This window comes from Simiduia sp. 21SJ11W-1, assembly GCF_024138675.1.
Lineage (GTDB): Bacteria > Pseudomonadota > Gammaproteobacteria > Pseudomonadales > Cellvibrionaceae > Simiduia.
Genome location: NZ_CP090959.1, coordinates 1,126,485 through 1,138,947, shown reverse-complemented (window position 1 = coordinate 1,138,947; position 12,463 = coordinate 1,126,485). Strand labels below are relative to the sequence as shown.

The 12,463-nt window shown below is 55.6% G+C and carries 12 protein-coding genes; 3 read left to right on the top strand and 9 right to left on the bottom strand.

Annotated elements, in window-relative coordinates; all coding sequences use genetic code 11:
* Positions 1 to 54: 54 nt before the first annotated feature.
* The 6 genes from L1F30_RS05055 to L1F30_RS05030 all read right to left on the bottom strand — a co-directional run bounded on the left by L1F30_RS05055 (position 55) and on the right by L1F30_RS05030 (position 5,999).
* Positions 55 to 1,497, bottom strand: coding sequence for a pectinacetylesterase family protein (locus tag L1F30_RS05055; protein WP_253360202.1), 1,443 nt, complete (start codon positions 1,495 to 1,497; stop codon positions 55 to 57).
* Between the two features lie 345 nt (positions 1,498 to 1,842).
* Complete coding sequence (locus L1F30_RS05050; protein ID WP_253360201.1) at positions 1,843 to 2,286, bottom strand: group II truncated hemoglobin; 444 nt, start codon at positions 2,284 to 2,286, stop codon at positions 1,843 to 1,845.
* Positions 2,287 to 2,431: 145 nt separating this feature from the next.
* Positions 2,432 to 2,899, bottom strand: a complete 468-nt coding sequence (locus L1F30_RS05045) for a DUF4124 domain-containing protein (RefSeq protein ID WP_253360199.1) — start codon at positions 2,897 to 2,899, stop codon at positions 2,432 to 2,434.
* Between the two features lie 49 nt (positions 2,900 to 2,948).
* Complete coding sequence (locus L1F30_RS05040) at positions 2,949 to 4,148, bottom strand: alkane 1-monooxygenase (RefSeq protein WP_253360198.1); 1,200 nt, start codon at positions 4,146 to 4,148, stop codon at positions 2,949 to 2,951.
* 65 nt (positions 4,149 to 4,213) lie between these two features.
* Complete coding sequence (locus L1F30_RS05035; RefSeq protein WP_253360196.1) at positions 4,214 to 4,939, bottom strand: putative porin; 726 nt, start codon at positions 4,937 to 4,939, stop codon at positions 4,214 to 4,216.
* A 139-nt stretch (positions 4,940 to 5,078) separates the two neighbouring features.
* A complete protein-coding gene (locus tag L1F30_RS05030) occupies positions 5,079 to 5,999 on the bottom strand; it encodes a LysR substrate-binding domain-containing protein (protein ID WP_253360194.1) in 921 nt (306 codons plus the stop codon).
* Positions 6,000 to 6,149: 150 nt separating this feature from the next.
* On the opposite strand from L1F30_RS05030, the gene L1F30_RS05025 reads away from it, so the two are divergent.
* Both L1F30_RS05025 and L1F30_RS05020 read left to right on the top strand, forming a co-directional pair.
* Positions 6,150 to 6,719, top strand: coding sequence for an FMN-dependent NADH-azoreductase (locus tag L1F30_RS05025; RefSeq protein WP_253360192.1), 570 nt, complete (start codon positions 6,150 to 6,152; stop codon positions 6,717 to 6,719).
* Positions 6,720 to 6,791: 72 nt separating this feature from the next.
* Complete coding sequence (locus tag L1F30_RS05020; protein ID WP_253360184.1) at positions 6,792 to 7,595, top strand: pirin family protein; 804 nt, start codon at positions 6,792 to 6,794, stop codon at positions 7,593 to 7,595.
* 31 nt (positions 7,596 to 7,626) lie between these two features.
* Here the strand turns inward: L1F30_RS05020 and L1F30_RS05015 are convergent, their stop codons facing one another.
* Positions 7,627 to 8,253, bottom strand: a complete 627-nt coding sequence (locus tag L1F30_RS05015; protein WP_253360182.1) for a hypothetical protein — start codon at positions 8,251 to 8,253, stop codon at positions 7,627 to 7,629.
* Positions 8,254 to 8,412: 159 nt separating this feature from the next.
* Between L1F30_RS05015 and L1F30_RS05010 the strand changes: the two genes are divergently transcribed.
* Positions 8,413 to 9,087 (top strand): GGDEF domain-containing protein, encoded by a 675-nt coding sequence (locus tag L1F30_RS05010; RefSeq protein ID WP_253360181.1) that lies wholly within the window; start codon positions 8,413 to 8,415, stop codon positions 9,085 to 9,087.
* An 83-nt stretch (positions 9,088 to 9,170) separates the two neighbouring features.
* Here the strand turns inward: L1F30_RS05010 and L1F30_RS05005 are convergent, their stop codons facing one another.
* Both L1F30_RS05005 and L1F30_RS05000 read right to left on the bottom strand, forming a co-directional pair.
* Positions 9,171 to 10,733, bottom strand: a complete 1,563-nt coding sequence (locus tag L1F30_RS05005; RefSeq protein ID WP_253360179.1) for an alkaline phosphatase — start codon at positions 10,731 to 10,733, stop codon at positions 9,171 to 9,173.
* On the bottom strand, positions 10,726 to 12,393 hold the full coding sequence (locus L1F30_RS05000; RefSeq protein WP_253360178.1) for a succinylglutamate desuccinylase/aspartoacylase family protein: 1,668 nt from the start codon (positions 12,391 to 12,393) through the stop codon (positions 10,726 to 10,728). Before L1F30_RS05000 ends, L1F30_RS05005 begins: the two co-directional genes overlap by 8 nt.
* Between the last annotated feature and the right edge of the window lie 70 nt (positions 12,394 to 12,463).

Here is a 12,463-nt window from a genome sequence, read left to right as displayed (position 1 = left end):
CTTGAGATTGCCATAAAAAAACCGGCGCTCAGCGCCGGCTTATACACAACAAGCTTAAAGCAAACCTTCTATCAAATCGTAAAACCAGTCGTGGTTGTTGACGTAGTCGGAAACCTTATCTGTTTCTACCGCGCGCAATGGCGCACCGCCGCGATAGTTCACCACGTTGTTCATGAAATCGTAAAGCGACAGGCCCAGCTCCTCTATTTCGCCGTAACGGAAATCCAGCACCGTAGTGCAGTGGCTTTCGTTAAAGTTGCGGTACATGGGGAAGTAATAACTCCAGTTACCTGTGGCAGCCAACAGCGGGATCAGGTTGTCTTGAGTGTCTTGCTGCCATTTTTCACGCAACTTGTTGAGCTTGGTATCGGTATCGGGTTTATTTTCAATGTCGTCATAAAAACGCTCGTAGGAATAAGAACTGAAATTGCCGTCGGCCAGAAAATGGGTAATACCCAAGCGATCATTCGGGAACTTGGCCGATAGCCCGCCGTATAAACTCGCCAAGCGGTTTACATCAAAACCGGGCGTGACCTCGCGCAGCATATTTATGGGGTTTTCTTCACTCGGGTCTCCGTTTGCACTGAACATTGTCCATGAACTTAGCACTTCGCGGTGCAAGGGCAAGGAGGGGTGGCGCTGGGTATCTGTGCTGGTGAGCGGTGCATCATAAAGCGGGCCTGAGTCATCTACCAAATAGCCGTAGCTGCTTTCAAAATGGCCCCGCAGCTTGGAGTAATTCATCAGCGCGCCAATGCTGCCGGCACTGCAACCGGTCACCGCAAGCTGCGTGGGCTTTTTCAGGTTGTTTTTCACCCAGGATGTCACGGCCTGCACATTGCGCAACCCGTTATGGTGCCAAATAAGATCGTCATTTTGGCCGGTAGGGTCTTCATACACTACGGTCTTGTCACCTACATAGATATCGCCCGTGCAATAGGGAACGTACACAATATTCCACTCGCCGGTTTTAAATTGGTTGTAGGGATGGTGGGTGTAAATAATGGGTGACGCGGCCGCAGTACCGAGATTGGCGGAGTTTTGAAAATCCAGCAGGTTGATGTTTTGCACATAGTTATCAGGTATGCCGTTAGGGTTGCGCGCACCCCGAATACCCGCCTGCCCCGAGCAACTCTCGTAATCCCAGCAGGCACCGCCGCCTTCAAAATAAAAAACGGTGTTGTTGGTATCTGGCACCCGGTATACAAAAAACTTGAACGGTGAACCATTGCCGCACATGGCACCACTGCTTAAGGGCACATCGACCTTCTGCCAGTTATCGTAGTTGCCCGGGTTAAAGCCGTCGTTAAAGTTTGAATCTTTTTGCTGTAGTGGGTACATACCCTGGGTTTCGGAAAAACTTACCGGATCGTTGGCACGCTCGGGGGCAAACAGGTTGCCCAGAGTTTTCCAGAAGCCATAGTCACCGGGCTCGGCCAGCAGTGGCCATGACGCCACCAGTAGCGACGCCATTAAAAAACAACGCAGTGTATTCATTTAGTTGCCCCTGTTGTTGGTTATTAGATGCGCAGCACTGTGCTACTGCGGCTTTTGTCGAACATCAGGGAGGAAACGGCGTACAAGCCGAGAGTAAATACGCAGTAAAAAACGGGTAGGCAAAAACGCCACAGCCCTCGACAAAGCGTGATAGCAGCCTAGTAGTGCGTGGGTGTGGCGTCCAGAACTGAATTGTCATGCGACTGATAAGTCACATAGCTTGCAGAAATATCACACCTTGGCATGAGCAGAGCGCACGGCGACACGCGAAAGACATAAGAAAAACCTGCACAATGTACACAGGTCACACTGCCAACTGGGCCATAAGCAGGGCCGCCTAACCCACTAGCCGTGCGGTGTTGATTGCGCACGCCGCGCCATCTGGGAAACCTGACGAATGCGCTCGGCGGGAATTTTCAATTGCTCCTGCAAGTAGTGTTTGAAATCCGGGTCATAGGGCATGCGCGCCAAGGCCCTCTCCATACAGAACAGCCAGGCGTCTCGCTCGGCTTCGCCTACATCCAAGTGGGCGTGTACCTTCGGAATATTAATGGGCCCGTAGGTTTCGGAAAATAACCGCGGGCCACCCAGCCAGCCGCACAAGAAACGGGTGAGCTTGTCGCGCCTGAGTGCGGCGTCGTCTGTGTGCATGTGGTGAATTTTTTCCGCAACCGTTTGCGCCGCCATTTCATCATAAAACACATCCACCAGCTGCTTTACGCCCTCATAACCACCGGCAGACTGAAATGAATTATCCATTAATCCAAAGGGCTTTTTCGGGGCAATCATAATCAAACACTCAACAACACAGTGGGAGCGCAATCATACGGGGCGCGCGCACAAGCAGCAAGAAATTGCAAAATTTTCTGATTTTTACGCAATAAAAAACCCCATAAAAATCAGGGGCTTTGAGATTGAAAATACGGAGGTGAATTTACTCGCCCGCGCCCGATAAGGCATCGGACCTCTGCGCCTTAAGCTGCTCCATGAGTGCCTGCGTATCTTGTACTGGTTGCTCTGCTTCACTTTCAACAACTTCGCTCGGCACACCCTGAATAACATTGCGATTGGGGGCAAGGGTCACAGCGGTGGCCGATACATCTTCTGGTGGCACCTCACCAAAGTGGGTAACACCTTGGGCATCTACCCAGCGGTAAACCTGGGTAGCTTCCGCACCAGGCTTTACCCCATCAGGCAGTAAGTTTTCTGCCTGCGCTTTGGCCGTAGCGCCAGCCGCTTGCAACGACTGGCTTACCTTCAAGGCCATCTGATCAATATCCAGTGTGGGCGACACCCGGTTGCCCGCATCAGACCAACTGTGAATACCCAGTAAAGACCAAGGCGTATGCCCCGTGCGCAGGTATAGCAAATAGCTGCTTACGCCCAACATCAGTGCCGTCATCAGCAAGCTCTTGAAAATCCATTTACCCATATAGCCCAACATCTCAACCTCAACTCGCCTGCGGCTGCCCGTAGCGCGCGTACAGCGCCTCACGGGCGGCCGGGTCAATATTCACTTTGGATAAATCGCCCTGCACGTGAGTTAACGCCAGCAGCCGTGGGTTCATCACTTTGAACCAAAGCGCGGGAAAATAGGCCACCAGAAACATGCCGTAGTAACCATTGGGCAGGCGTGGCAAATCGGGAAAGTCGCGCAACGATTGGTAGGCGCGCGCCATATTGGCGTGGTGATCACTGTGACGCTGCAAGTGAAACAACACCTGATTGGTCAACTTGTGATTTGAATTCCATGAGTGGTGCGGCGCACAGGGTTCGTAGCGGCCGTTTTCGCGCTTGGCGCGCAGCAACCCGTAGTGTTCTACATAATTTGCGCTGGTGAGCTGCCACCAGGCAATCACATTGTGAATAATCAGAAACGGCAGCATCTGCCAACCCAACCAGATAATCAGCCCGCCCTGCAGCAGCAACGACACCACATAAGAATGCAATATTTCATTGTGAATACTCCAGGCAGATCGCCCTTGCTTGGCCAAGCGCTCGGCCTCCAGCTGCCAGCCACGCACAATGCCACCGGGGATTTCACGCAGCGCAAACCGATAAATGCTTTCCCCCATGCGCGAGGAGGCAACATCTTCAGGCGTTGAAACGTGGCGGTGATGCCCGCGATTGTGCTCAATCCAAAAATGCCCGTAAAACGGCACGGCAAGTACCAACTTTGCCAACCAGCGATCGAGCTTGCGGGTTTTATGGCCCAGCTCATGGCCGGTATTGATGCCCAGACCCGCAGCCAAACCCACCGATAAACTCACGGCCAAATAGCCCCACACGCTCACGTCACTGGTGGCCAGCCACCAGGCGGCACCGATAAACGCCACATAGTGCATGGGCACCACCAGATAGGTAAGCCAGCGGTAATAGGGATCTTGCTCCAGCTGGGGCACAATTTCTTCGGGCGGGTTATTGGTGTCTTCGCCTATCCACCAATCCAGCAGCGGGAAAATCACATAGCCTTGCAGCAAGGGGTACCACAACAGCAGCTCGATGCCCGTTGCAACATAAAGGCCAATGCCGATCCAGCAAAAAAACGGGTTGATCACAGACCACGCCCAGGCCCAGCGCTTACCGTCGCTGTAACTCAGGGTTTGCCCTTGGGCATTTTGAGCGGTGTAAGTAGGGGTTAACCAACTCATGGAGACTTCCTCAATCCGGTGAGAAAGCCTCCATAATCGGTTAAATAAACCGAGGGTGCAATGGCTTAGAAACGTAGGCCTGCAGCAATACCCCAGGTTGAAAGGTCGGCGTCGCCAGCAACGTCTGTGTTGTAGTTTGCAGATCCCCAAAACCTTGGGGTGAAGAAGTACTTGGCTTCCAGACCCAGAGTAGTGGCGTCTGCTTCATCATATAAGGTGATGTCTGCGCCAATGAGGAAAGCAGCGCTGAAAAAGTAGTTGGCGCCAACGCCGTAGACTTCATCGGCAATGGCAACATCCAGGCCCCAGGCGGTATCGCCAGCCAGCTTGCCCACGTACTTGGCGCGGCCGGTGTAATCTATGTCGTCACCGTTGTCGTCTGCATCCAATACCAGCAACAAACCTTCAGTGGCCACAAAGCCAACTGAGGCGCCCCAGGTGTCGTCGCCTTCATCGGGGAAAGTGCCACGCGCAGCCAAGTACAAACCGCTGTCGAAATAGTGATCGGCCTCTAAAGACCAGGCGTCGAAATCGCCGAAGTCTGTATCAATGCGCAAGTAATCAACCGATACCCCACCTACGCGATCTAAAAATGCCGCTTCGGCCAAAGGGCTGCCCGCGGTAGACACTTGGCGCCAGTGAAAGGTGCCACCCACATTGATAGCATCGATGTCGCTTTCGGTGTCGGTTACATAACCGGCTTCCACTTCCAGCTGATAATCTTGTGCGCCTGCAACTGCGGGCAGGGCTGCAAAACATGCCACTGATAAAAAATTACGAATTGCTCGCATAGTAAAACTCCTTGTAAATAAATCGCCATGAAATGACGGCGCGATACTAGAGAAAACTGCAGCAATTAAACAGCGCCTTTGCGTAAAAATTAAAAGCACACCCGTACCAGCCCGTCAGTAAATTCCAGCGCGCTTAAGTTCACCGGGCCCGTGCAGCTGAAAGCAAAAAATCTTCAAAGATCCGCTCGCCGCCAAGCGTCTCCACAAACCAGCGCACACCGCGGCCCGCACGGGTTTCATCCCAAGCCAAATACAGCATCACACCGTGCAGCGGCACTATGGCATCAAGGGGCACCAAGGCGCCGCTATCGAGATAGGGTTGAATGCGTAGCTTGGGCAGCTGCCCAAAGCCTAAGCCCGATAGAATGGCCTGCTCTTTGGCGTAGTAGTGATCCACCAAAATTTGGCGCTTGGCCGCAAACAACCCCACCGAACGCGGCGGCAACCTGCGCGCGGAATCACGCAATACGATTTGTGCAAATTGCTTGAGTGCTTCATCGGTTAACTCACCGGGGGCCATTAGCGCCAACGGGTGACTGGGTGCACACACAAGCTGCGAGCAAAACTCACCGAGTGGCGCCTTGCTGGCATTAACGCCGGCAGGTTCAGTGGCGGGCACACCGATTAACAGGTCTGCCCGCTGATCAGCAAGCGCTTCCCAGCTGCCGGTCATGGTTTGCTCAGAGACATCAATTTCAATACCCGGGTGCAGCTCTGAAAACCGGGCAATCACCGGCCACAATGGGCCCATAGGCAAGATGGATTCCACCACCAGGCGCAACCTTGGCTCCCAACCGGTGGCCAGCTGGCGCGCCTCAACGGTGAGCTGCTCGGCCCCCTCCAGCAGCCTGCGTGCACGCTTAAGTACCTGGCGGCCGGCCTCGGTCATCACTGCACGCTGCCCTGTGCGATCAAATAATTCCAACTGCAGATACGCCTCCAGCTGTTTAACGGTGTAGGAAAGCGCCGAGGGCACGCGGTGCAGCTCTGCCGCAGCACCGGCAAAACTGCCCTTGCGGTCGATGGCATCCAGCACTTGCAGGGCTTCCAAGGTAATCATAGGGCACCATTCAAATATTTTGATGAGTTAGGTCAAAATATATCGCTTTTGTTGGCGATGCAACACACCTACAGTGCACCTAACACGCAGCTTCACACACGAAGCTTCGCCCACAAACAGAAAATTCAAGTGACGAACAGGTAAAAAGCCATGCACGCATTGATTATCCGAACCAGTATTCTTGGCGAGAACTCAAGTTCAAATGAGTTGATTAATCACTGGGTTAGCACCCATAACCCCACGCAGGTTACCGAGCGCAACCTGGCGGCAGCGCCCATTCCCCACCTGGATGGCGCACGCTTTGCCGCCATCAATGCGCCTGAGCCCAGCGCCGAGCAACAGCCCATTCAGGCCTTGTCTGATACGCTGATTGCTGAAATTGAACAGGCCGATGCCATAGTAATTGGCTTGCCCATGTATAACTTTGGCGTGCCCTCACAGGTAAAAAGCTGGATGGATCACCTGGCCCGGGCCGGGCGCACCTTCAAGTACACGCCCGAAGGCCCGAAAGGCTTGCTGGCTGATAAGCCCGTCACCATTATTGCGACCCGTGGCGGTGCCTATGCGGGCTCACCCCATGATCATCAGGCGCCTTTTGTTAAGCAGTTTTTGGGCTTTATAGGGCTCACCAACGTACACTTTGTGTACGCGGAAACACTGGCCTCTGAGCGCCGGGCCGCCGTTATTGGCGATGCGCGCACAGCGATTGCGGCCGCGTGATTGCGCGACCCTCGCCACCAATAGCGCCAAAACCGGGCCACTAGACTGTGCGCCCCAACTCCAGGAGGAGCCATGAAACGCATTGTAAAAACCCTTGCCGCCCTACCCACTAAAGATGGCGCAGGCGTGAGCCTGTACCGCTCACTGGGCACCCATTTGCTGCCGGAATTGAACCCGTTTTTGATGCTGGATGAAATTCGCGCAGACGAGGCCGCCGATTATCTGGCGGGCTTTCCCTCGCACCCACATCGCGGCTTTGAAACCGTCACGATAATGCTCGAAGGCAAAATGCGCCACAAAGACAGCCGCGGCAACGAAGGCGTGATTGAATCTGGCGGCGTGCAATGGATGACCGCTGGCAGCGGCATTATTCACTCTGAAATGCCAGAGCAAACCGAAGGCAAGTTGTGGGGCTTCCAGCTGTGGGTAAACCTGCCGGCTGCCAACAAAATGATGACGCCCAGATACCAGGATATTCCGGCAAAAGAGATTCCCACCGCGATTGTGGATGGCGCCAAGGTACGGGTGATGGCGGGCACTGTTGGCACCACCACAGGCCCGGTAAAAGATATTGTTACCCGGCCCAGCTTGCTGGATGTTCACCTAGACGGCACCACTACCCTGGCGCTGCCGCCGCGAACCCTGCTCTATGTGTATGAAGGCAGCATTACCATCGGCGGCAAAGCGGTGAACGAACAGCACCTGGCGGTACTTAGCGACGAGCCTGAGCTGAGCGTTACGGGCAAGGCCCGGTTTTTGGTATTCGGCGCCGAGCCCATGGCCGAACCCATTGCTCGCCACGGGCCCTTTGTAATGAATACCCGCGAACAGCTCATGGCCGCCTTTGAAGATTACCAAACCGGCAAGTTCGGATAAGAAACCGGCCTATGCCGGGCGCCCGGGCCGGTTATTCCTCCCAACCCGACGATTCTTCATCGTCGGGCTCACTTGGGTCTAAGGCGTCAAACTGCTGCTGGAGCCATTGATAGTTTTCACGCACCGCTGCCTTATCGGCCTCTGGCACTGAATCCCCCGCCGACTGCATAGCCCGGGCCATGGCCCGCGCTTCGGCAAAATTTGCCTGCATTTGTGCAATGGTGGCTGCATCTACCCCCTGGGCACGGAGTTCGGCCAACTCTTGGGTACTCAATGCCTGCTCCCCCAGTGCTTCAACGGCCTGCATTTGCCCTGGCATCTGCTCTGCACCCACTGCCAGCATGGCTTGAAACAAGCGTGAACCGAAGGCCGTAAACTCTTCAATTGACTTAAAGCCGTTAGCGGCAAGGCTCGCGCGAATCTCGCCGGCAAAGGGTTGTGCACTCAACTCCCGGGCCCAGGCCTTGTGGTCATACATCAACTGATCCCCTTGGGATACCTCAAGTGCATCAAGGGCTGCCTGGTGCTTTTTCAAATCCACCTGCAGGCTTTCAATCGCCGTAAAATACTGGGCCAAAGCCGCGCGATTCAACGGTGTCTCTGCGTGAGCAAAGCTCACCACCAACAACGCCCAAACCGCAAACACGCGCTTCAACATACATTTCTCCTTAATTAAACCAAACCACGGGCAAACCCCGGTAAATTAGCGCAAGGCGTACAGGCGGCATATAGGTAGAAAGTTAGGCTGTTCACAAAAGATGTTGATTCAGCCTACACTTAGGGCCACAACTTTCGTGAATCAGGTAGTTATTAGCGCATGGCGCAAGCACCAGACCCAGTGACATGCCCCAAGCCCGAGTGCCCGGCAGCAGACGCGCAATGCCCGTTGATTGCAGAACTTACCCAATTGCGGCAATTGGCCCGCACCGATGGGCTGACCCAGCTATTTAACCAGCGCCATTTTCGCGACGCCCTGGCCCAGGAAATGGAGCGCACCCAGCGCTCTTACAACCCCACAAGCCTGATGTTTATCGACCTGGATTTCTTCAAAAAGGTAAACGACACCCACGGCCACGAAGCCGGCAACGCAGCGCTCGTACATCTGGCGCAATTGCTGAAAGATAATTTGCGCATGCTCGATGTGGCAGCCCGCTATGGCGGCGAAGAATTTGTGGTAATTTTGCCCGGCACCGATCTATTCACCGGCCGGTTCGTGGCCGAACGGCTGCGCAAAAAAATTGAAAGCTCGCCCGTACCTCTGCCCACGGGGCCGCTAGTGATCACCGCCAGCATAGGCATAGACACCTACCGTCACACAGATACTGATTCAGCAGAAACTTTCATAGCCCGCACAGACAAGCTGGTGTACAAGGCCAAAGCCCAAGGGCGCAACTGCGTAGTGCACGGCGTGGCCGATCTACGCACAGAAGCGCAGATCAGCGCCGATGAAAAAGCCGCACTGTCTGATGCCTTTCGAAGCGACGATAAATAACCACGAGCCGCGCTTTACCTTACCTCTCACCCATAAAAAACGCTGCGATAAGGCAGCGTTTTTTATGGGTCACCTGTTGGCGCCTAATCAGCCTTGGGCTGCTTGGCAATTCGCTCATGCATGCCCAAGGCGTGATACATGACGTGGTAGATGTAATTTTGCTCGTGGGTTCGATGAAATAAATGCGCCCATGGGCCACCGGCAAAGATGGCAACGTCTTCACCACCGTGAGTCTCGGAGGCCAGGGGAATCAACACCTCTTGATGGAAATCCGCATGCTCGACATCCACCGTTGCATCCAGCTTGCGCCCCGCATTGGCCTGCCCGTAACTGCGCAGGCCACGATGCTCGGGCTTGGAGTAGCCAGGCCCATTTAAGTAGCCAAGGGTGGTGTAGGGCTTTTTATCCAGCGCCAGAGTGAGCCCTTGCTTGCCGGCGTGCTCTACCGGCGGGCGCACGAACCCCAAAATTGGGTTGCCACGGGCGGGGTAACCGCCCATGGTAAAAACGTGGCTATGATCGGCGGTTACAATCACCAGCGTGTCGGCAAGATCAACCTTTTGCAAGGCCGCGGCCACCGCCTGGCTAAATGCCTGGCCTTCGGCGAGGGCGCGTGCGGCGTTATTTTCGTGGTGCGCATGATCAATGCGCCCGCCTTCCACCATCAGGAAGAAACCCTGTTCGCGTTTAGCCAGCAGGTCGATGGCAGTGCGCGTCATGGCCGCAAGCGTGGGTTCCGGGTGGGCCTCATGGGGCCTGTCTACTTCATAGGCCATGTGCGACGGGCTGAATAGCCCCAACAGCTTTTCTACCTTGGGGTTGGCTGCGGCCTTGGCCAACTGCTCGGCGTTCCATACGAACGCATGCGACGGGCTGCGCTGCCATTCGGCAATCAGGTTGCGGCCATCCTGGCGCTTGCCAAGATTTTTACCGTACTCAGGGTCTGGCGTTTGCGCTGGCAGAAAATTGCGTCGGCCACCGCCTAACACCACCTCTATGCCATCGCCGTAATTAAACTCAACAAGCTGGCGCGCAATGTCTTTACAGCCTTGGGTTTTGGCCTCTGCAGGCAGGTCGCTGTCGCTTTCCCAATCGCGCGCCGCACTGTGGGCGTAAGTTGCCGCGGGCGTTGCGTGAGTAATGCGCGCGGTACTCACCACGCCGGTTGCCATGCCCACCGTTTCAGCCTGCTCCAGCAACGTAATGCGCTCGGTGCCTTTAACACTTGCGCAATCACCCAGCACTACCCGCTGATCAACGGATAATACGCCGTGATCTGTTTTTACCCCGGTCATCATGGCGCTCATGGTGCCGGCGGAATCAGGGGTTTGCAGATTGGTATTGTAGGTTTTGGAAAGCGCCACAAAGGGCAGCGCTTCCCACGCCAAGACATTTTCTTCCCCACTTTCACCACGGCTTTGGCCGTCAAAAATACGCGTGGCCGTGATTGTGGAGATGCCCATGCCATCTCCCACAAACAAAATGACATTTTTGGCCTGCCGGGTATTGGGCTTAAGGGCAATGGCCGCCGCAATGGCCGCCTGGCCATCGGCATACCACTGCTCGGGTGACTCTGTGGCAAATACGGGCAGGCTCACCGCCAGGCCCAAGGCACAGGCTGCCGATAAGCCTTTACATCTAATCATCGTATCCTTCCTCTTCTGGCGATAGCGGCTTGCGCTCTTCACGCATGGCAGGTTTCTCTTCGCCTTCCAGCTCGCCATCATCATCCAGCTGTTCGCCCGGCGCTGCGGTAACTTTCGCCACCGGCTCGCGGATACCAATGTGGTAGGCCGCGAAACCCGGCAGCACAAATTGATCAAGCGCCATACCCAGCACGCGCCCGTCGTAGGCCGAGATAATGACCTTTTTATCATTGGTTACCGGGTTAATCACTTCACCGAGTTTATCGCCCTTTTTTACGCGCCCACCGAGTTTTACCGCGCTGAATAAAATGCCCGATGCATTGGCGCGCACCCAGGCCGAGCGGTAGTAAGCCGGTGAAGGCTTGGCCCACAAACTGAAGCTTGGGTACATGCCGTTTTTTTCCATCAAGGTGTTGATGGCCTTAACACCTTCCTGCACCACTTTCACCTGCATACGCATGGGCTCGCCGGCCTCCAGCGTCACCGTGGGAATACCGGCGCGCACTGCGGCGGCCCTGAGCGAGCTGCCGTTACCGCGGGTATTTAACACCGGAATATCGCCGAACAAGCTGGCAAACTCGGCCACCTTGGGATTGCGCATATCGGCGCGCAGCTGGGTGATATTGGTGCGGTAAAACGAGCCTGTGTGCAAATCTACCAAGGCATCGCACTGTTTGATCACATCCTGAAAAAACGCATGCGCCAAACGCGAGGCGACACTGCCGCGCGGATTGCCGGGAAAGTAGCGGTTGAGATCACGACGATCTGGCAGGTAGCGGGAATTGCGGGAAAAGCCCAACAGGTTAACGATGGGCACGCCTACCACCATGCCATGCAGCTTTTCTGGCTCCAGGTCGTAAAGTACGCGCCGCACCATTTCAATACCGTTGAGCTCATCGCCGTGAATGGCCGCGGTAAGGCACAGCGTGGGGCCGTCGAATGCGCCGTTGGCCACCAGCACCGGGGTATCAACAGCCATACCGGCAAAGGATTTTGAGGGCGTCCAATCAAGGCGCGTGGTGGTGGAAGGCGGAACATCCACTCCCAAAAATCTGCGGGCCGTGTTGGGGATGTTGGCAGCCTCTGTAGCACTCAGGCGTACATCACCCTCAATGGCAGGCTGCTCTATAGCGCCGGTATCTTCTTTGGTTTCAAACAATTGCTCGGCAACCGGTGAGTCCACCACGTCACGCAAGTCGATATTTTCAGCCGTGGGGGTATCGCCTGGCGCATCTGCAACATCGGCGGCATCAGCGGGCTCAGGCGCTTGCGGTGCCGTGGCATCTGCACGCTCTTGGCCGCTTGCGGCATCGGCACTCTGCTGGCTTGCATCCTGTGTTGCACCCGGGCTCGAGGGTTCGGCGGCCGCTTTGTGCAAAGCGGCTGGCGCTTGCTTGGCAGGCACTGCCGGCTCGGGCTTAGCGTCAGCTTGGGGCACCTCAGACACGGGGACCGCTTCGGCCGCGGCATCGCTCGCTTGTTCAACTTGGGGCTTGGGTTGAGGCTTGGGTTGGGGCTTGGGTTGAGCCTCGGGTTGCGGCGCCTGTTCGGCGTCAATTTGAGCGTCAGCCTCATGCTCGGCCGGCACTGCTTGAGCCCATGCAGCACTGGTCGCGCCCAGCGCCCACACAAAAAGCATCACGATGGTGTAATTCGGCATAGCAAAAACTGCCCCAGAAAAATTGCCACTATTGTGCTGGCCCTGATTAGAAGTTGCAAACGCCCGCAAG

Excerpts from the sequence above, each read along its gene's own strand:
- L1F30_RS05055 (WP_253360202.1), bottom strand. The coding sequence starts at position 1,497 with ATGAATACACTGCGTTGTTTTTTAATGGCGTCGCTACTGGTGGCGTCA.
- L1F30_RS05050 (WP_253360201.1), bottom strand. The coding sequence starts at position 2,286 with ATGATTGCCCCGAAAAAGCCCTTTGGATTAATGGATAATTCATTTCAG.
- L1F30_RS05045 (WP_253360199.1), bottom strand. The coding sequence starts at position 2,899 with ATGACGGCACTGATGTTGGGCGTAAGCAGCTATTTGCTATACCTGCGC.
- L1F30_RS05040 (WP_253360198.1), bottom strand. The coding sequence starts at position 4,148 with ATGAGTTGGTTAACCCCTACTTACACCGCTCAAAATGCCCAAGGGCAA.
- L1F30_RS05035 (WP_253360196.1), bottom strand. The coding sequence starts at position 4,939 with ATGCGAGCAATTCGTAATTTTTTATCAGTGGCATGTTTTGCAGCCCTG.
- L1F30_RS05030 (WP_253360194.1), bottom strand. The coding sequence starts at position 5,999 with ATGATTACCTTGGAAGCCCTGCAAGTGCTGGATGCCATCGACCGCAAG.
- L1F30_RS05025 (WP_253360192.1), top strand. The coding sequence starts at position 6,150 with ATGCACGCATTGATTATCCGAACCAGTATTCTTGGCGAGAACTCAAGT.
- L1F30_RS05020 (WP_253360184.1), top strand. The coding sequence starts at position 6,792 with ATGAAACGCATTGTAAAAACCCTTGCCGCCCTACCCACTAAAGATGGC.
- L1F30_RS05015 (WP_253360182.1), bottom strand. The coding sequence starts at position 8,253 with ATGTTGAAGCGCGTGTTTGCGGTTTGGGCGTTGTTGGTGGTGAGCTTT.
- L1F30_RS05010 (WP_253360181.1), top strand. The coding sequence starts at position 8,413 with ATGGCGCAAGCACCAGACCCAGTGACATGCCCCAAGCCCGAGTGCCCG.
- L1F30_RS05005 (WP_253360179.1), bottom strand. The coding sequence starts at position 10,733 with ATGATTAGATGTAAAGGCTTATCGGCAGCCTGTGCCTTGGGCCTGGCG.
- L1F30_RS05000 (WP_253360178.1), bottom strand. The coding sequence starts at position 12,393 with ATGCCGAATTACACCATCGTGATGCTTTTTGTGTGGGCGCTGGGCGCG.